This is a genomic window from Marinomonas maritima (assembly GCF_024435075.2).
In the GTDB taxonomy this organism is placed as follows: domain Bacteria; phylum Pseudomonadota; class Gammaproteobacteria; order Pseudomonadales; family Marinomonadaceae; genus Marinomonas; species Marinomonas maritima.
In genome coordinates this window covers 69,466-89,304 of the sequence record NZ_JAMZEG020000001.1, presented here as the reverse complement: position 1 = coordinate 89,304, position 19,839 = coordinate 69,466, and the positions used below count along the sequence as shown (strand labels likewise).

The window sequence follows — 19,839 nt, the reverse complement described above, 5'->3', positions numbered from 1 at the left end:
TACTGATGTCTTTTTTATATGGGGCTTGCTCTTCTTCCATAATAATATTCTTTCTAAAAACGTATTAATAAATAATCACTTCAAATTATTCATACTGAAGCAATAAAAATGACAGTAAAAACACCCAACCAAAAAAATAAAACGCTAAGGGCCATAGGTTTTACTACAAACAGAGATAAGGTCGAAAACAGCATAATAGCGGCCATTGAGACACGTTTTTTTCACTCTCTAAAAATCGCCTTCATCATAAGACCTCATGTAAAGAGAGAGGGTAACGTAAACAGTGTCAAAGTAAACTGGTTTGTTGTAAAGATATCTGGGAAGATAATCTTTATTAACATTTAACAAAAAACGTTCAAAGACGGCCTCAAAGCCGCACTATTAGGCCATTACATGACAACAGAAATTATTACTTGGTGTGCCATCGCGCTTTGCATCTCACAGTCTGCTATTTTTTCGGGACTGAATCTTGCGTTTTTTTCCATCAGTAGACTGCATTTAGATGTTGAGGCGAAGAAGGGAAATAAAGCAGCCAAAATAGTATTAAAACTAAGGAACGATTCTAATTTTTTATTGGCCACCATTTTATGGGGTAATGTGGGCATCAATGTCTTATTGACCATGCTATCAGACTCAGTACTGACGGGGTTAGGTGCTTTCTTATTTTCAACTATTGCGATTACGGTTATCGGTGAGATTACACCTCAGGCCTATTTTTCACGTAATGCATTGAAAATGGGCAGCCTTTTATCTCCTGTTATTCGTTTTTATCAAATTCTATTTTATCCTGTTGCAAAACCAACCGCACTAATCCTTGACGCTTGGTTAGGAAAGGAAGGTATTACATATCTTGAAGAAAGTGAACTCCGCAATATTATTCGTCAACATATTACGGCGGAAGAAGCAGATTTAAACCAAGTAGAAGGCATTGGGGCATTAAATTTTTTCGCACTTGATGAAATTCATGTCATACAAGAAGGTGAAATAATCGACCCTGATTCCATTATTGCTTTACCGACAAAATTGGATCTCCCTATTATTCCAGAGTTAACACAAAGCTCTGATGATCCTTTTCTTAGATTAATCAATAAAACCGATTATCGCTGGATTATATTAACGAACATTGAAGGAGACCCTCTGTTAGCATTAGACGCGGATGGCTTTTCTAGAGCCGCTATATACCAAAAAGAAAATTTTGATCCATACCGTTTTTGCCATCGTCCTGTGGTTATTACCGACGAATCCACTCCCTTAAATGATGCAATGCTCAAGATGAAATTGAATGCGTCAACCGATAAAAATTTCGATGGCGACATTGAACACGATGTTTTATTAATTTGGGGGGATGAGAAACGTATCATTACCGGTGCCGATATCTTTGGTTTATTACTGAAAGGTATGTCATCTGTAGAGAAATAATCAAAAAAAACATTATGTAAATCAGACAAATCGGTTTATAACCACAACTTGCCTCTTATCTATTTTTGGAACCTTTTTACATGCCTAGTGATGACTTTATCGATCTACTCAAATTACTTGTTCGCCAACCCAGTGTTGTCGGAGCAGAACACTCGTTTTTCCGTGTTTTGCAACGCGAACTAGAAGAGCGAGGGGCGAAAGTCACTTGGTACGAAGGTTTGTTGGTTGCCCAAGGCAGCGATCCGTTCAGCACCATGTTTTCAGCTCATATAGATCGTCACGGTTTAGTATGCACCGGCCCGAACGAATTCCAATACGCGGCGTTTGTTTCGGCTAATCGTACCGACTTACTCAATAACTCGGTATCAGAAGAGTTGATGTCTAAAGTAACAGGACGCTTCAACCATGAAGAAGTGTACGCCTACGAGCCTTGGTCTGGCGTTTATCGTGGTAAAGGCGTGATCAAAAAGTCTTACGTTTGCGAATTTAGAAACAACCTGATTTTTGAAATCGACGGTTTAGAAGGCGTTGTCGCGGGGACGCCAATCGCGTTTAAAGATCAACTTCATCTGGTCAACAACCGTTTGGAAGGCCAGCTCGATAACGTGATTTCAGCAGCCGCCTTGGTTCATTTATTCGATCACGGTTTTAAGGGCACCGCCTTTTTCACCGCTCAAGAAGAAGCAGGTAAAAGCTGGCGTTATTTATTGGAATGGTTCCGCCGTTTTGGTGGTTCAACAAACCGTTTGTTTGTGGTCGACACCAGCCCATTTCCGAACATTGAAGCCGCCAATAAACAACGCCTTGTGTTACGTGAAAAAGACGCTAACGCAACGTTCAACCATGACAGCACCAAGCTACTAGAAGCACTGTGTGAGAAAAATAATATCAGCTATTTGTACAAGAACCGTTATGTAGAAGAGGAAAATACCAAGCGAGCAGAGCAAGGCTTGTCGCCAAGCTCATTGGGCAGTACGGAATTGGGTCGTATTATTGCAGCGTCCAATGGCTTAGTGGATGGCACCACCATACAGATACCAACCATCGGCTATCACACCATGCACGAATCAGCGTCAGTAGAATCGGTCGACGCGTTTATCGATATGCTCAAAGTGGTGTCCAATATTTGATCTAAGTCTCTAAGCACCCAACGCAAAAGGAATAACAGGGCAATTGAGCACAATATCGGTTCGTTCGATGGTGACCAAACCCTGATCTTCTGCAACAAATATGGCTTCTTCGGAGGTCAGCTCTTGTGCTTTACTCGGATCTTTCCAAACCACGACATACATCAGCCAAAGTGGCGAGTAATGCGTGTCTTTACTCAAATGCCCCAATGGTTGAGGCACGGAAGCAAACACACTCCATGCTTGCTCTTTATTCGGAAAAGCGTACACCCGCTCTAACACCGTTTTGACTTGCGGAGGCTTTGGGTAGTTCGGTACGGCGTCACGTAAGCGAGGCGCATAATTGGCTTGTTTTGCTTTTGCCAGAGCTTGATCAGACACGTCCGTGGTAATGTATAAAATTTCTTGATCATCATGCCAACCATGTAACAAAGGCAAACTCACTGTGCTGCCTTTAACCTGCGGATTTTGTATAGAGTGGCTACTACAAGCGGCCAAAAAAAAGACGGTTGCTAACCCTAATAAACATCGACGTAACATGCATTCCACTCCAAAGCGTTCAAATAAACTGACTATTGAAATCTAACATTTAGCGACTATTAATCATACCTATTACCACTGAGAGCCAATTGCCAACGGGGAAAGCATGATAGATAAGCTTGAAATTAACCATCTCAGAACATTGGATGCGTTATATCAACTCGGCAATATATCAGCCGCGGCCGAACACCTTAGTGTGTCTCAGCAGGCAATTAGCCTTCAGCTTAAAAGAATAAGGGACATTCTTGGAGACTCTCTCTTTGTCAGAACCGGCCACGGCATGATTCCAACACCTTACGCCAAAGAGATTTATCCTCATATTCAGCGGGTATTAATTCACCTCAATAATATTCCTTTACCAGACGCCATTGAGCCTGCTGAAATAGAAAGAACATTGGTGATTTGCGCCACAGACTACACACAAGAAGTGATCGTCTCAGATCTTATCAAGGCGCTCAGGCTCTACGCGCCAAAAGTTAAAGTCATCGTAACCAATATTGAAAGCGCCAACCTAACCAAAAAAATTCACCAAGGTTCAATAGACGTCGTATTCACCACCAGCGCCTATGTTCCTGAAGGTTTAATCGCCACACCGTTATTCACCGAAAAATACCTCTGCGTATCGGCCAATAAGGCCATTCAATATGACAAATTTTTACCATTAAAAAATTTAGTAGAGCACGACTTTGTCATTGTTTCACCCGGCACAGGAAGCTTGAGCGGTTCAGCGGACGCATGGTTTGAGATGCAAGGTTGTCCACGTCGAATTGCACTATCTGCGCCGTCTTTCGCCATCGCCAAGCACTATTTAAAACACTCAGATATGGTGGGCTTTCTTCCAACCAGACTGTTGCCCTGCGAAGGGTTATTTGAGATTCCATTAGAAAAATATCCACCTGGCTATCAAGTCGTTGCGGCTTATCACCCAAGCACAAAGCATGATCCATTAGTCAACTGGCTGCTCGATACTGTGACAACACGATTTTCTTGAGAGCGAGGCAATAATAAGCTGACTTGTATCTGTAACAAGGTCAGCTTGATCGTGAAGAACCGTCAATAACTCTATTCTAACGTCACTTAACCAAACTATTTTAGATTAGAGGCAACACCATGACGATTAAACGTATTAATCCGACATCCATATACGACGGCAGTGCATCGGGTATGTCACAAGCGACTGTCGATACTGACACAGGATTGATTTTTATTTCTGGGCAGGTGGATTGGGATGCAAACTTCCAGACAAACGGCAACGATATCAGTACGCAGACAAAGAATGCGGCGAAGCACCTCATCACCGTATTAGAAGCGGCCAATTCTTCAGTGAATAACATTCTTCAACTTAGGGTGTATGTGCGAGGCGAAATCGCTGACCATATGGAAACCATAGTACCGATCATCGCCTCTACATTAGGCATATCGCGACCAGCTCTAACCGGTATTGGCGTCGCTTCTTTGGCTACGCCAGACACCTTGATCGAAATTGAAGCCGTGGCTAAGGTCATTAAATAAGTAAGCAGAGACTATAAAATGCAAAAAAAATGCCCGAATCATTTAACATGGTTCGGGCATTTTTTTATAATAAACACCACACTACTTTGCCATCAATCCACGTTTTTTTAACCATATAGTCTTCACTAAGCGCCACTAGGCTTGCTCGATAGTCTGGCTTAATTCGACCGAACTGATCGTCTATGTCTAAAAACTCAGCAGGTCTTAAAGACGCCATTTGCAAAGCTTCTGCTGGAGTTCGACCTGTCTGAAAAATAGTATTTCGAACCGCCGTTGCCATGTCCAAATCAGACCCAGCTAAGGTGCCATCTTCAGTGGTGACTTTACCTTCACTGCGACGAACTTTTTTGCCTAAAAAAGCCATTTCGGTTTCAGTTGAACCGACACTTTGAATTGCATCCGTCACCAGCATAATGTGCTCACAACCTTTTGCCGCAATCGCCACTCGCATGGAGGCGGGATGAACATGATGACCATCAGCAATCAAACCACACCATGTTGGTTTGTCTGTTTGTAACGCGGCACCAACCACGCCGGGCTCGCGGCTTGTTAGTGGTGTCATGGCATTAAACAAATGCGTAAAACCACGTGCGCCACTGTCAACCGCGGCCATTGCTTGTTCATAGGTTGCCGCAGAATGGCCAATGCAAACAATGGCTTTTTCTGATATTAACCATTCAATAAAACCTTCTCTTACCTGTTCAGGCGCTAAGGTCACCATCAGTTTGCCACGTTCACTAACATCTAATAACGTTGCTAATATGTCTTCATTTGGCTGACGAAGTTGAGACTCATTATGCACCCCTTTACGAATCGGGTTTAAATAAGGTCCTTCATAATGCAAACCTAATACGCCGCCCATGTTTTGAGCGAGAGCCTCATTCACCGCGTCATGCGCCTGAGACATGATAGTATAGTCATCAGAAATCAGTGTCGGCATCATAGCAACCGTGCCGAACTGTGAATGACTCTGAACAATTTTTTCCAAAGCCGATAACGTCGGTGTATGGTTAAACAAGGTGCCGCCACCGCCATTAACATGCACATCAATAAAGCCTGGGGCCAGAATATCCACAACGTCGACATCTGCATTACTTGGCGTTTTCATGGCGATGACTGACGCGATTTGGTTACCACTGAAGGTTACTTCTTGATTATTCAACCACTGCTCGCCATCAAATAAGCGTTTCGCAAATATCGTCGTCATATTGCCATCCTTCCAATCTGTTCTTTGGCCATCAATATTGCCCCTGCCATCGCATCACCTTTGGATTCACATAGATAAGCAAGATAGTGTTCTGGTAAGTAAGGCTGAATGACGTCTGATACACCACCAGCGAGCACGATTTTCTTTGCGCCTTTTGCAATCAAACAATCTAAATATTGACGAATCCAAACCACTTGTTCATGAACTATCTTCAACGCGATAGGATCTTTTTGCTGAGCAAATTCAAAAACTTGAATAGCAAAGGCTCCGTATTCTTTTGGTAACGGCTGACGATTTTGGAACAATACATATTCTTCCGGCGATAAAGAAAACTCGGCATTAATACTGTCTGTCATTGGCGATGTAGGCGTGATTCCATCAAGCGCTGCCAAGGAATGCTCTAAAGCAGACAGCCCAATACGAGCACCACTGCCTTGATCCGATAACGGAAACCCCCAGCCACCAACAATATGAAACCGTTCATTCTGATAAAAAACGCCACAGCTGCCCGTACCTAAAATAAGTAAAGCGCCATCTTGCCCATCAAATGCACCAAGACAAGCAGAATGCGCATCGGTCAATAAATAACGACGCCCAAACGGGGATGACTGAGCAATAACCAGTTCCTGCTCAAGCGGTTGATTTGCCCCAGCAAGCCCCAATCCAAGCGTGATTTTAGAATAATCATTAGGGTCAATATTCCCTTGTCGACACGCTTCTAAACAGGCATTAGTTATATTTTGCCACGCGGCTTCAATACCAATACGTGGATTACCGGAACCCGCGACGGCTTCGCCTAACACCGTCCCCTCACCGTTAACGAGGCGTGCACGGCAAAAGGTTCCACCGCCATCGACTCCAATATACAGGCCTGTCATAACAAATTTCCTTCATGTAACTGCTGGCGCTTTTCTTCACACCATACATAATATTCTTTTAACGACAGCAAACTGGCCGCGTCTTCGTCTAATATCACGATCGATTTTTTATGCTGTTGCAAAACGGACGCTGGGCACATGGACGTCAGTGGCCCTTCTATCATATCTTTCACCGCTTGCGCTTTGCCTTTTCCTGTCGCCATCAGCAAAATAGCGCGGCTCTCTAGAATAGTACCAATACCCATGGTAATGGCTAGGTGAGGCTGGAATTCACCTTCAGCAAAAAATCGTTTATTGGCTTCTACCGTCGATTTAGACAAGGTTTTAATCCGCGTTCTTGATGCAAAACTGGAAGTAGGTTCGTTAAAGCCAATATGCCCATTCACGCCAATACCCAATATTTGTAGATCTATGCCGCCTGACCTCTCTATTCCTGACTCATACGCCTCCGCATTGCGAGCAAGTACCTCTGGATCCAAACTGTCCGCCAAAGGAACATGCGTATTGGCAGGGTTAATATCGACAAGATTAAATAAGTGCCTATTCATAAAGGCGCGGTAGCTTTGCTCATGACAATCAGAAATACCAATGTATTCATCTAGATTGAAGGTTTTCGTATTTTTAAAAGAAAGCAAACCCGCTCGGCAGCGGCTGACTAATTCATCATAAAGCGCAATCGGTGTAGACCCCGTCGCTAGCCCAAGTATCGAGTTGGCATTCTCTGTAACCACATCCATCACACTGTTAGCAGCGTACTGAGCCACATCATTAGGCGTCGGAAGAATAATAACTTGCATAAATATTTACCCTAAAAACAACAATACCAATATAGAACCTTTGTCATGCAAAGGTCAAAATATTTTCTATTTTTTGGTATATTTATTTGCTTGAGTGCAACATTGGTGCTAATTTCTAAAAACAAACAATACCTAAAAAATACCAATTGAAGGTATTTAATAATAAAAAACCAAGAAAAATCACCAACACAATCGGAGAACAACCATGCTAAACGCTCATTCAATCTTGTCCGTATCCAAGTGTGCCCTCGCCACTGCTGTTGTTTTAAGCAGTGCAGGCATGGTAAATGCGGCAGGAACCTTAAGCATCGAAAGCTGGCGTAGTGATGACGCAAACATCTGGTCAGACGTCATCATTCCTGCTTTCAATAAAAGTCACCCCGATACAAAAGTCTTCTTCTCACCAACGCCACCAACGCAATACAACTCTGCTCTACAAGCAAAACTTCAAGCAGGTACGGCTGGCGATCTAATTACTTGTCGCCCTTTTGATACATCATTAACCCTTTATCAAAATGGCTATTTGGACAATCTGAATGACTTAAAAGGCTTGAGCGAATTCTCTGGCGTAGCAAAAAGCGCTTGGGTCACTGACGATGGACAGGATCAATTCTGTTTACCGATGGCGTCTGTTATTCACGGCTTCATTTATAACAAAGAAATTTTTAAAGAATTAAACCTTTCTGCACCAAAAACACGCGATGAATTTTTTAAAGTACTCGACACCATCAAATCCGAAAGCCGCTACGCACCTCTTGCTATGGGCACAGCGGATCAGTGGGAAACCGCCACCATGGGCTTTCAGAACATCGGTCCAAACTATTGGAAAGGTGAAACTGGTCGTAAAGCACTTCTAGATGGCAAAGCCAAGCTGACGGACAAACCGTACGTGGATACATGGAAAGAGTTAGCGAAATGGAAACCGTATCTTGGCCATGGTTTTGAAGCACAGAAATACTCTGATTCTCAAAACCTATTCACGTTGGGTCGTAGTGCCATTTACCCAGCTGGCTCTTGGGACATTCAAACATTCAATAATCAAGCCGATTTTGAATTTGGGGCTTTCCCACCACCAGTCGCAAAAGCAGGTGACGCGTGCTACATCAGTGATCACACAGACATTGGTATTGGTATCAATGCTAATTCAAAAAACAAAGCGGCCGCTCGTGAGTTACTAAACTGGATGGCTAGCCAAGAGTTTGCAGAATTGTTCGCCAATGCGGTACCAGGCTTCTTCCCACTGTCGAATCATAAAATTGCGATCAAAGACCCTGTTGCTCAGGAATTCATTAGCTGGCGTGACAATTGCGAATCAACGATTCGTAACTCTTACCAGATTCTTTCTCGTGGTACGCCAAACTTAGAAAACCAACTTTGGAATGTGAGCGCTCAAGTTATCAACGGTACGATGACACCAGAAGCCGCCGCGCAAGAAACACAAAAAGGATTAGAGCAATGGTACGCTCCTCAACAGTAAGCTAAGAAAACCCTGGGAGGGCAAATGCGCCCTCCCTCATTTCATGATTCGAGACAGAGCTATGACTCAACAAAACCAACAAGACGAAAAAAAGCCCTTTCCATGGCACCTCGTCATTTTTTTGGCGCCAGCGCTGCTGATTTACGTCACGTTCAGCGTTTACCCTTTACTCGATACACTTTTTTTAAGCTTGTTCAACACTCAACAGGGTGAAAGCACCTTTGTTGGATTGCAAAACTTCATCACCTTAGTCACAGACGACAATTGGTCCGATGCTTTTTGGAATGCACTGCTGAACAACTTTAAGTTTTTTGCCATCCATATGCTGCTACAAAACCCAATAGGATTGTTACTTGCCGTACTGTTAAGTTCGCCAAAACTACGTTTGTCTGGGACCTATCGCACGCTTATTTTTATGCCGACCATGCTTTCCGTTGTGATCATTGGTTTTGTTTGGCAACTACTTCTCAGCCCTATTTGGGGAATTTCTGAAAACTTCCTATATAGCATTGGTCTGGGTCAGTATTTTGATGCTTGGTTGGGCAAAGAAGGCAGCGCCTTAATTACCCTTAGCTTTATTTCTGTTTGGCAGTTTGTTGGTATTCCTATGATGCTGATTTACGCCACCTTGCTGAACATTCCTGACGACATCGTCGATGCCAGTGTGGTCGACGGTGCAAACCCATTGCAGACTTTTTGGTACATCAAATTACCATTGATTTTACCGACCATTGCTATGGTATCGATTCTAACGTTTGTTGCGAATTTCAATGCATTCGAATTGATCTACGCCGTGAAAGGCGCTTTAGCAGGGCCTAACTTCTCCACCGATTTGATGGGGACTTTCTTCTATCGAACTTTCTTTGGCTTCCAGCTTCAACAAGGCAGTGCCAGCATGGGTGCCGCGGTGGCCACACTGATGTTCTTAATCATTTTAGTGGGTGTCATGCTGTTTCTTTTCTTTGTCCAACGTCGCATTCAGCGATTCCAATTTTAGGAGGCAGTAATGAAAATTTTCAATGATCTTTTGTCTTCCTCATCGCGCAACGTATCAAAAAGCGTGACGGTTCACGCCATTTTATTGGCCTATACCGTGATCGCTTTATTCCCGATTATTGTCGTTATCATCAATGCGTTTAAAACACGTAAAGCCATTTTTAAGGACCCATTAGGGTTACCCGACAGTAGCTCTTTTACCCTAGCGGGTTTTGAAGAAGTGCTATTGCGATCAAACTTTGGCTTGTACTCATGGAACAGCTTGGTGGTCACGCTGATTGCCGTTAGTTTGGTTTTATTACTTGGCGCTATGGCGGCTTGGGCATTAACTGAATATAAGTTTCGCGGCAATTTTATTGTCACCTTCTTATTCGCCATGGGCATCATGATTCCGATTCGACTCGGCACAGTGAGTATTCTGAGTCTGATGGTCGAGCTGAATCTTGCCAATACACTCACGGCTCTGGTGCTGGTGTACATCGCACAAGGCCTGCCTCTCGCGGTGTATATATTGTCTGAATTTGTGCGCACGATTCCGAAGGAACTTACAGAAGCAGCGCGATGCGATGCAGTCAGCGAATATAAGATTTTCTTCTGTATTATTTTGCCACTGCTTAAGCCTGCGATGGCAACAGTGGCGGTGTTTACCATGATCCCGATTTGGAACGATTTATGGTTTCCGCTCATTCTGGCACCGGGAGAAGAAACGCGCACTATTACCCTAGGTGTTCAACAATTTGTTGGCCAATACGTAACCAACTGGAACTCAGTACTGTCTGCTCTTACCTTAGCGATTGTTCCTGTACTGATTCTATACACTATTTTTTCAAGACAACTGATCCGCGGCTTAACCAGCGGAGCGGTCAAATAAACTCATCATATTGACCGTTGGAGACTCATTTTATGGCAAGTGTAAAACTCAATAATATTAAAAAACGTTTTGGCGATGTGGACGTATTGCATGGCATCGACCTAGACATAAAGGACGGCGAATTTGTCGTGTTGATCGGCGAATCAGGGTGCGGTAAATCCACTTTATTGCGCTTATTATCAGGACTTGAAGACATCACGGAAGGCGATCTATACATCGATGGCGAACGCGTCAATGGTCGTTCACCGGCAAAACGTGGCATCGCCATGGTGTTTCAATCTTACGCTTTGTACCCACACATGAATGTGTTTAAAAACATGGCGTTTGGTCTGAAAATTGCCGGTAAAGACAAAGCATTTGTGGACAACAAAGTACTCGAAGCGGCGAAAAAGCTGAAGATAGATCATCTATTAGATCGCTTGCCTCGTGAACTGTCTGGCGGCCAACGTCAGCGTGTAGCGATTGGTCGTGCCATTGTTCGTGACCCTAAAGTCTTCTTGTTTGACGAACCACTGTCTAATCTTGATGCGTCGCTTCGTGTGCAAACGCGTGTTGAGCTTGGCAAACTTCACCAAGAACTAAAAGCCACCGTAGTTTATGTTACCCATGATCAAGTTGAAGCCATGACATTAGGCGACAAAATCGTCGTTATGAACAAGGGTCGAGTAGAGCAAGTCGGCTCGCCTTTGCATTTGTATCATCACCCACAAACGCAGTTTGTCGCGGGCTTTATTGGCTCACCAAAGATGAATTTCTTATCCGCCAGAGTAATGGAAGTAGGCTCCGAGAGTACGCAAATCATGTTAGAATCCGGCCGCATGATTTCGGCTGCTGTTGACAGCTCAAGTTTGGAAAAAGGCGCTCACGTGCAATTAGGCCTTCGTCCTGAACACATGTCTGTCACCTGCGACGAGAATACGCTAGAAGGCAAAATTACGTTGGTAGAACACCTTGGCGAGCAATCTTACTTATATGTAGACATACAACAAGAAGGCGAGTTTGTGCTAAAGGTAGATGGCGATAACCAGTACCAAGCGGGCGATAACGTTACGTTTGGTATAAAACCAAACAGTCTGTATCTGTTTAATCATCAAGGTAATGCGTTACCTCGAGTAAATTCCAACTTAGAAACAAAGCCGCTTCCCTAATGAGAGAAGCGTACGTTGACAATATGGGGCACGCCCCTTTGGAAAATAGAATGAGTCAAAATCGGGTTAATTCGCTGTTTGGTGCGCCTGATACCTTACGAGAGAAAGGCATCCCGCTCTACATTCAAGTTAAAAAAGCCATTCAGGCTGCCATAACTGCAGAGCGCGTTTCAGGCGGGGATACTCTACCGCCTGAACGAGATCTTGCTAAGCATCTGGATGTCTCTCGTGTGACCATTCGACGGGCCATTGACGAGCTGATCAAAGACGAAGTCTTAACTCAGCGTCAAGGCGCGGGAACTTTTGTCAGTGAACGGGTTGAACAGCCTTTAAACCATTTGCGTAGCTTTACTGAAGTCATGGAAGCACGCGGTAAAACCACCACCTCAAAGTGGCTAGACCGTTCTTTAGGCATGCCTCACGAAGACGAGTGCAAAGCGCTTAAGCTGGCGCCAGATCAAGAAGTGGTGCGTTTTTATCGCTTACGTTATGCGGACGGCAAACCCATGGCATTAGAATTAGCCACCATTCCTAGTCGTTATATTCTCAATCCATTCGCCATGGAGGGGTCACTCTACGACTTGTTAGAACTACAAGGCTGCCGACCCGTACGCGCTTTGCAACGACTTCGAGCCGTTAGTATTGATGAGCAACGCGCTAACTTGCTGGATATTCCTGAGCTCAGCGCGGCTTTATACATTGAACGAACTGGCATCAACCACGAAGGCACCCACGTCGAATTTACTCGCTCATGGTTCCCTGGTGACTCATACGATTTTGTGGCGGAGATTCGTGACACGCTTTAAAACTTGAAAAGGGCGTTGCTCGCTGAACTAATAAACTAAAGCTGTACAGTATAGGCCGTGATTTTTTCAGCACTCACGGGACGACCGTGATACCAGCCTTGATGAAGGTGGATACCAATTTGGTTGATTTTTTCGTTGTCGTCTTTGGTTTCAATACCCTCTGCAATGCAGTCGATATCAAGTTCATTACAAAACGCGATGATGGATTTTAGAATCGCGGTATTTTGATCTTTATCGTCAATGAAGATCTTATCCGTTTTTACAATATCAAAATCAAACTCAGAGATATAAGACAAGCCGGAATACTCGATTCCAAAATCGTCAATAGCAAAGCGACAGCCCTTTTCTTTTAGTCGTGCCATGTGTTCTTTGACAATGTTTTTTTGCAGCATTAAATTGTCGTCTTCTGTCATTTCAAGAATCAAGCTGGTGCAGGTTAGCGCTTTTAATTGCAATATATGCTCGACAAAAAAAGCACTCTGAAGATGATGGCTTGAGATATTCACTTGGAAATTATTTTGTAAGATGAACCCTTTTGAAAAACTCTGTTCAATCTGACGTATTTGAAAAATGGTGTGATCAATACTTAAATCCAAGCTTTTCATTTTTGCTATCGTATCTTTTGCATTTGCCTCGTCTTGGCCTCTCAAAAATACTTCAATCGAAAATAAACGGCCGTTTTTAGTATCAACAATAGGTTGGTATTCGTTGTAGTAATAGTGGTTTTCGATTTTTCGCTTTAAGAGAATTCTATCGATCGTTCTGACCCACTTAGGCGTCACTAGAAAATAGACAAGAATGAACAAAAACAACGCGATAGGAATGAAGTATAGGTTATGTTCTTTTTTTGAAAAAGAAGAAGAAACAGAATATATCAGGTTATTTATGACATCTGAGCGTCGATAGTTTTCATCCAATACGCCTTCACCCGTTATGTTCCCACCATTAGAAATAATCATATCCGAGCCATTATTAAAGAATGCATCTATGCTGTTCTTTTTAATAATGACGTTATATTCAAAGTTGCCCACTGTCTTTTTGATGACAAATACAGGCATTTTTAAAGAGTTAATTGTATGGGGACCAGTCATTAAAAAACCATCATGAGGGACAGGTTCTCTCACCTTGATCCTATCTTTATCACCCCATGAGTTACATACGACAACGCCATGATCACCCTCCTTCTGTATAACGCCAAACTCAATGGCGCCGGGGATATTAAAAAGCTCTTTGCGCATGTGTAACACAACGCTGCGTGAACAGTCGCCTGTATATAGATCTGAAATAGAAGCAATAAAAGACACAACGCCGTTAAGGTGACTTTCCACTTTGACAAAGTAGAACTGCCTCTCCTTCTCTGTCGCCTCAGACGTTCTTTTTTGCTGCCAAGTATTTCCCATGATAAATACAGAGACAGTAAATACTATCAACACAGAAAAATTAATAAAAAACGTTAACAGCATCCTTGTTTTTTGGGTCATGAAACATCCAATCCAATATCACCTGCTCTTGTGTTCTATATTTATAGCAAGTTACTAGAAAAAAAGTACATGATATTTGTAATTAAAACTGTGGACGATTCAGAGAGTAGCAAAAAAAATCTCTTAACGCACTGAAAAATAAAGCATTTATAAAATTCAGCGTATTAAAATACAGATGTAGTAAATTACAATTTACTACATAGAACCTATTTTTTTTGCTTTTATATACCGTCTAATTATTTTCATTTCGATAGTGATTTATAATATTATTCCAATTAAATGATCACTTATTTTACGGTAACGCAATATTGTTTTTTTCGATACAGCCCATAATCTTTATGGACGAACACAGAACCTATTCACGCCACTCTTTACTATCCAGATCGCATGAGAGTTTTCAGTATGAGGCACTTAGATGTATTGATAGAAATACACCTGAGTGACAACATTCTTTCCTCAACAAAATAAGAGTTAGTACCTATTATTTGTCACTTCAAATCTAAAAATGATTTTCAACAAGCACGTCTGATAATGGAAGCTGACCCGCCCTAGGATACGCCGCCTTCTCTGCATGACCGATTGCAATCATCATGGCAATAACGTGACCTTTTGGAAGTTGTATTAATTCGGCCACTTTTTCTCGATCAAAACCTACCATAGGACAAGAGTCATAACCCAGACCCTTCGCGGCTAACATCATAGTTTGCGCAGCAATACCACATGAACGCATGGCTTCATCTCGTTGAATTTGCTCTTTCTTATTATAAAAACCGTACATCATTGGCAAAAGCATATCCTGAGTTTCTTTAGGACTATTTGCAACATAGCGTTCAGGACGATCATTCCAAGCGTCAACATCAGCACACAATACAAATAGTTCTGCAGCCTCAGACACTTGAGCCTGCCCCCAAGCCGCCGCTTTTAAATTTTCTCTTTGCTCAACCTCCGTGACTCTTACAAAACGCCAATGCTGAATGTTGTAAGAAGTAGGAGAAAGTAATACAGCGCTCATCAAAGCCTGATAATCTGCTTCAGGCATTTTAGTATTCGCTTGATAATGCTTAACCGCTCGTCGTTGTTCAATTGCTTGAAAGATATCCATGTGACTTCTTACCCTTTTATTATTGAATAGTGATCACGTCGAAGACGGGTGATCCGTTAAGAAGTACTTTATATTGTTTTCAATTGACAAATAAATGGGGTAATAAGAAAATGATTGTTGCGTTTAACTCAACAATAGTGATTTTATGGAAACGTTTTCAGCCATACCTGTTTTTGTCGCTGTCGTAGAGAAAGGCAGTTTTTCAAAGGCAGCAGAAAGCTTAGGTACAAGTAAATCAGCGGTTAGCAAACGCATTAGCTTGTTAGAAAATACGTTAGGAGTGAAGCTACTCCATAGAACGACAAGGACACTAAGCCTTACAGAAGCGGGTGAGCAGTACTTCCATCATGCTGTTAAAGCTCTTGCTGCTGCATCAGAAGGCATTGACTCCGTCACTCAATTACAAGGAAAACCTAAAGGCACCTTAAAAATCAGCACGCCGATGTCATTTGGTCGTTTGCATTTGGCCCCATTAGTAACAGAGTTTTTAACGCACTATCCAGATATAAAGCTCAATATGATCATGGATGATAAAAAAGTGGATTTGGTGGGAAGTGGTTTTGATGTTGCTATTAGAGCCGGAGAAATGAAGGACTCTACATTAATCGCCCGCCCTCTCGCCTCTTGCCGAAGTGTCGTTTGTGCTTCTCCGGATTATTTAAAAAAATACGGTATACCAAATTCTCCTGAAGAGTTAATAAACCATAATTGCATACGCTTTATTTATGATTACAACGGAAATGACTGGGTATTTCATCACGATAAAAAAATACAAAAGGTCAAAGTTGATGGCAACTACCAAGTCAACAATAGCGAGGCGCTACAAGCGGCGGCATTAGCAGGCTTAGGCATTGCTAAAATTCCCACCTTTGTCATCGGCCAAGATATTATCAGTGGACGACTTATTCCTCTTTTTGAAAACCACTCACTTCCAACACACACTTTTTATGCCGTTTTTCCTGAGCGTCGTCATTTACCAGCAAAAGTGCGTGTGTTTCTAGACTTTATTACAGATAAGCTTAAAGGTGATCACCCTTACTGGGAGGTTGACTACATAAAATAAAATGATCGTCATTCTGATCCATCTTTCAATTTCCCATACTTGTACACCGTATTTCGGCTCACTCCCGCCGTTTTTGCGGTTTGTGAAACGTTACCTTTAAATTCACTTAACAGCCGAGGTATTAATCTTTCTAGCGGCTCATTTTGTCCTGTCGCTGAATCAAGCTCAGGTGCGTCGGACTCCCCCATCGCGTCTAAATCATCAAAGAAGTCATCCGGCAAATGCCAATCTTCCAGTACTTCCTCATCAGCCATCGCCATTCCCACTTTTAAAACATGGGCAAGTTGTCGCATATTACCGGGCCAAGGATGTTTCACCAAAAGATTCACCATGGCTTGTGATAAAGCAGGGCCAGGCTCTTCTTTGCGTAGGCGATTATGAAGGTACTGAATCAATTCCGCTTTATCAGATCGTTTGCGCAAGGCTGGTAATTCTATGTTTAAACCGGAAATTCGATAATATAAATCTTGGCGGAAACGCCCTTCTTTGACTTCTTCTTTCAGTGTGCGGTTAGTGGCAGAGATAAGCTTAATATCAACCGGAAACACATCAGTCGAACCAAGTGGTGTGACCACTCTTTCTTGTAAAACACGCAATAGTCGCGACTGAACGGCCATTGGCATTTCACCAATTTCATCTAAAAATAAAGTGCCGCGATGAGCGCGACGAATGAGGCCTATCGAGCCTCTATTTTGAGCACCGGTAAACGCGCCTTTTTCATAACCAAAGAGTTCAGACTCTACTAACTCAGCAGGGATGGCGGCACAGTTTACTGCCACCAGCATTTCTTTGGCGCGAGAGCTGTGGTAATGCAAACTGCGGACGAAAATTTCCTTTCCCGCGCCCGTTTCACCGTGGATCAAGATGGGAATGTCTTTCTCCATGATCTTGTGGGCTTGGCGTACCAAACGCTCTACACGTTCATCGCCATGTTGTAATTCCGCCAATGGAATGACGTTATCGGGTATTTCTATTGACACACTATTTTCTTGTTTCTTCACCTTATCCGTGGCCGGCTTTTTTTCATTCATAACAATAGCTTCTGCCTGTGGAGGGGCGACATAATCGGTGCGCACACGAAAGTCTGGAACACGCATAATTTGTTGTACGGGGGGGATAACTTTGACATAAAACTGGTAACGCCCCATGGCGATCAATTTCATTGGCAAACTAAAGGGATGATGCTTAATTTCACGCATCTCAATATCAAATATTTGATTAATATTGAGTAGAGCCAAATCCCGCGCGAGCACGACTTCTGCACGACGATTAGCCGATACAATAGTGCCGCTTTCATCCAGAACCAAAATACCCGACCAATGACTGTCTAAACTGACGACATTGGTATTAAAACTCAAAATAAAATGCTCTTGCTGAAATGCCGAAAAAATCAACCGATTCTCAACACTTAAGGACATGAGCTTTACCATTCCAAAAGTATGATCTTGCGGCAGATAAGCATCCGATGAAATATCCAATACACCGACTAAATCGTTTTGGGTGTTATAGATAGGCGACGCTGACCCCACCATAAAACGGTTGGCGCGTAAAAAGTGTTCGTCACGCCCCACTTGAATCGCTTCACCTGTAATCAGCGCAGTGCCAATGGCATTGGTTCCAACGCCCATTTCAGTCCATTGATTTCCACCAATTAAACCGTGCTCCTCAGCGCTGCCAAAGCGCGGCTGTCCCCACGTATTCAAGACGTGTCCCTGACGATCTGCTAAAACGATCATACAGGCGGAATTACTGAGGATATTTTCGTAGTACGGTAGTACCTCGTTTTCCGTGGTTTCAAGCAGGCTGCGGTGATGATCCATCAAGTCGCTCAAAGTACCTTTCGGCAAGGTCGCAAAATCTGGACGACTGCTATGATCCAGTCCAAATTGCTCACAACGATACCAAGACGCTTGAATTCGTTCTTTGTGTGTCTGAGCAAGACTCATATCAGACGCAAGGTCTATGTCTACAGATGCGCTCGCTGCTTGTTGTTTGTTCTGCTCTTCGTTTTGCATTTCCAACTCCAACTCAGTAAATCAAACGCCTTCTACTGTGCACGAAATGTTCACTATAATAGGAGAACTGTAAACACTTTGAACAGCTATGAACAGTCCTTTTTCGAAAAGGAAAGCCATGAAAAAAAGCATGAAATTAACAAAATATTCTTATATATCAATATATTGAATAAAAATAATTAGTGATATTTTTTTTTGGCACGGCTTCTGCAATGTATTTACACAATCAGAGTGTGTTCACTTTTGAGCTTTGCAAAGGCCAACAGTATGATCACACATAAAAAAACAATAACAACAAAAAGGTACTGACAATGTCTCTGACGCTGCAGAATGTATCGCGCGTTGTTGATGGTGAGACTTGGATCGACAACGTTAATATGACGCTCGAACCTGGCTCTTTCAACGTTTTACTTGGACGCACACTGTCTGGTAAAACCACGCTCATGCGACTCATGGCTGGCCTTGATAAGCCAACCAAAGGAAAAATCCTCATGAATGGGGTGGACGTGACCGGTGTAGCCGTTCGCGAACGCAACATTTCCATGGTGTATCAACAATTCATCAACTACCCCAACCTCACCGTATACGAAAACATCGCATCGCCGCTTCGTTTAGCAAAGATGGATGAAAAAGAAGTGGATCGTCGCGTACGAGAAACCGCAGAGATGCTTCGTATCGATCCTTTTCTTGATCGCTTGCCTCTACAACTATCTGGTGGACAGCAACAACGTACTGCCATGGCAAGAGCCCTAGTGAAAGATTCTCAAATTATTTTATTCGATGAACCTCTGGTTAACCTCGATTACAAATTGCGAGAAGAATTACGTCAAGAGTTACGCGCTCTCTTTAAAGTGCGTAACTGTATCGCCATTTACGCGACCACAGAACCCAACGAAGCATTGGCTTTGGGCGGCAACACGGCCGTGTTAAACGAAGGTCGTTTACTGCAAATGGGGCCAACGGCTAAAGTTTATCATCAGCCAAAAGACATCATCACCGCGGAGATGTTTTCTGAGCCACCGATCAACATCGTACAAGGTCGAGTCAGCGAAGAAGAAGTAACCTTCGACGATACCGTGCACTTTCGCTTAAACAGTGATCTGCGCAGCCTTTCTCCTGGCGAATATCAATTTGGTGTACGAGCGTCACATATCGGCTTAGTACCTCATGCCGATGATGATTTAGAACTGCCTGTTCGCGTTGACTTAGCAGAGATCAGCGGCTCAGAAACTTTCTTGCACGTACACAATCCGCATTTTGATTTGGTGCTGCATTTATCTGGTGTTCACGCCTATCAAGTGGATCAAGAAATTAAGGTCTATTTTCCGACGCACAAACTTTATGTCTTTGATACACAAGGCAAAATGGTGCACTCCCCAGCACGAATGAGGGATCTATAA

Annotated in this window: 18 protein-coding genes; 11 read left to right on the top strand and 7 right to left on the bottom strand. The window is 43.0% G+C overall.

The window, feature by feature from the left end:
• Positions 1 to 393: 393 nt before the first annotated feature.
• Positions 394 to 1,419, top strand: a complete 1,026-nt coding sequence (locus M3I01_RS00450; RefSeq protein ID WP_255893566.1) for a DUF21 domain-containing protein — start codon at positions 394 to 396, stop codon at positions 1,417 to 1,419.
• 80 nt (positions 1,420 to 1,499) lie between these two features.
• Positions 1,500 to 2,549, top strand: coding sequence for a peptidase M42 (locus M3I01_RS00445; RefSeq protein WP_255893564.1), 1,050 nt, complete (start codon positions 1,500 to 1,502; stop codon positions 2,547 to 2,549).
• A 9-nt stretch (positions 2,550 to 2,558) separates the two neighbouring features.
• Here the strand turns inward: M3I01_RS00445 and M3I01_RS00440 are convergent, their stop codons facing one another.
• The gene (locus M3I01_RS00440; RefSeq protein WP_255893563.1) at positions 2,559 to 3,086 is read right to left on the bottom strand and encodes a DUF7482 domain-containing protein; all 528 of its coding nucleotides are present in this window, start codon (positions 3,084 to 3,086) and stop codon (positions 2,559 to 2,561) included.
• Positions 3,087 to 3,192: 106 nt separating this feature from the next.
• Between M3I01_RS00440 and M3I01_RS00435 the strand changes: the two genes are divergently transcribed.
• Together M3I01_RS00435 and M3I01_RS00430 are read left to right on the top strand one after the other, a co-directional pair.
• Positions 3,193 to 4,077, top strand: coding sequence for a LysR family transcriptional regulator (locus M3I01_RS00435; protein ID WP_275564853.1), 885 nt, complete (start codon positions 3,193 to 3,195; stop codon positions 4,075 to 4,077).
• Positions 4,078 to 4,196: 119 nt separating this feature from the next.
• Positions 4,197 to 4,598 carry a RidA family protein gene (locus M3I01_RS00430; protein ID WP_255893560.1) on the top strand — a complete coding sequence of 134 codons (402 nt, stop codon included), beginning with the start codon at positions 4,197 to 4,199 and terminating at the stop codon, positions 4,596 to 4,598.
• Positions 4,599 to 4,662: 64 nt separating this feature from the next.
• Here M3I01_RS00430 and nagA read toward each other — a convergent pair whose 3' ends face one another.
• The 3 genes from nagA to nagB are packed head-to-tail and all read right to left on the bottom strand — an operon-like array spanning position 4,663 to position 7,480.
• Entirely contained in the window at positions 4,663 to 5,805 is a 1,143-nt protein-coding gene (gene nagA / locus M3I01_RS00425; RefSeq protein ID WP_255893559.1) for an N-acetylglucosamine-6-phosphate deacetylase, read from the bottom strand.
• Entirely contained in the window at positions 5,802 to 6,683 is an 882-nt protein-coding gene (locus M3I01_RS00420; protein ID WP_255893557.1) for a BadF/BadG/BcrA/BcrD ATPase family protein, read from the bottom strand. Before M3I01_RS00420 ends, nagA begins: the two co-directional genes overlap by 4 nt.
• Entirely contained in the window at positions 6,680 to 7,480 is an 801-nt protein-coding gene (nagB, locus tag M3I01_RS00415) for a glucosamine-6-phosphate deaminase (protein WP_255893556.1), read from the bottom strand. The genes M3I01_RS00420 and nagB overlap by 4 nt, the downstream gene beginning before the upstream one ends.
• A 205-nt stretch (positions 7,481 to 7,685) precedes the next feature.
• On the opposite strand from nagB, the gene M3I01_RS00410 reads away from it, so the two are divergent.
• The 5 genes from M3I01_RS00410 (at position 7,686) to M3I01_RS00390 (ending at position 12,778) form a co-directional block, all read left to right on the top strand.
• Positions 7,686 to 8,957 carry an ABC transporter substrate-binding protein gene (locus M3I01_RS00410; protein WP_255893555.1) on the top strand — a complete coding sequence of 424 codons (1,272 nt, stop codon included), beginning with the start codon at positions 7,686 to 7,688 and terminating at the stop codon, positions 8,955 to 8,957.
• A gap of 61 nt (positions 8,958 to 9,018) precedes the next feature.
• Positions 9,019 to 9,954 carry a carbohydrate ABC transporter permease gene (locus M3I01_RS00405; protein ID WP_255893553.1) on the top strand — a complete coding sequence of 312 codons (936 nt, stop codon included), beginning with the start codon at positions 9,019 to 9,021 and terminating at the stop codon, positions 9,952 to 9,954.
• Between the two features lie 9 nt (positions 9,955 to 9,963).
• The gene (locus M3I01_RS00400) at positions 9,964 to 10,824 is read left to right on the top strand and encodes a carbohydrate ABC transporter permease (protein ID WP_255893552.1); all 861 of its coding nucleotides are present in this window, start codon (positions 9,964 to 9,966) and stop codon (positions 10,822 to 10,824) included.
• A gap of 32 nt (positions 10,825 to 10,856) precedes the next feature.
• Entirely contained in the window at positions 10,857 to 11,972 is a 1,116-nt protein-coding gene (locus tag M3I01_RS00395) for an ABC transporter ATP-binding protein (protein ID WP_255893551.1), read from the top strand.
• Between the two features lie 50 nt (positions 11,973 to 12,022).
• Positions 12,023 to 12,778 carry a GntR family transcriptional regulator gene (locus tag M3I01_RS00390; protein WP_255893550.1) on the top strand — a complete coding sequence of 252 codons (756 nt, stop codon included), beginning with the start codon at positions 12,023 to 12,025 and terminating at the stop codon, positions 12,776 to 12,778.
• A gap of 35 nt (positions 12,779 to 12,813) precedes the next feature.
• Here the strand turns inward: M3I01_RS00390 and M3I01_RS00385 are convergent, their stop codons facing one another.
• Together M3I01_RS00385 and M3I01_RS00380 are read right to left on the bottom strand one after the other, a co-directional pair.
• Complete coding sequence (locus M3I01_RS00385) at positions 12,814 to 14,259, bottom strand: EAL domain-containing protein (RefSeq protein WP_255893549.1); 1,446 nt, start codon at positions 14,257 to 14,259, stop codon at positions 12,814 to 12,816.
• A gap of 499 nt (positions 14,260 to 14,758) precedes the next feature.
• On the bottom strand, positions 14,759 to 15,361 hold the full coding sequence (locus M3I01_RS00380) for a nitroreductase family protein (protein WP_255893548.1): 603 nt from the start codon (positions 15,359 to 15,361) through the stop codon (positions 14,759 to 14,761).
• A gap of 145 nt (positions 15,362 to 15,506) precedes the next feature.
• Between M3I01_RS00380 and M3I01_RS00375 the strand changes: the two genes are divergently transcribed.
• Complete coding sequence (locus M3I01_RS00375) at positions 15,507 to 16,424, top strand: LysR family transcriptional regulator (RefSeq protein ID WP_255893547.1); 918 nt, start codon at positions 15,507 to 15,509, stop codon at positions 16,422 to 16,424.
• 8 nt (positions 16,425 to 16,432) lie between these two features.
• Here M3I01_RS00375 and M3I01_RS00370 read toward each other — a convergent pair whose 3' ends face one another.
• On the bottom strand, positions 16,433 to 18,439 hold the full coding sequence (locus M3I01_RS00370; protein ID WP_255893546.1) for a sigma-54-dependent Fis family transcriptional regulator: 2,007 nt from the start codon (positions 18,437 to 18,439) through the stop codon (positions 16,433 to 16,435).
• A gap of 311 nt (positions 18,440 to 18,750) precedes the next feature.
• On the opposite strand from M3I01_RS00370, the gene M3I01_RS00365 reads away from it, so the two are divergent.
• A complete protein-coding gene (locus M3I01_RS00365) occupies positions 18,751 to 19,839 on the top strand; it encodes an ABC transporter ATP-binding protein (RefSeq protein WP_255893545.1) in 1,089 nt (362 codons plus the stop codon).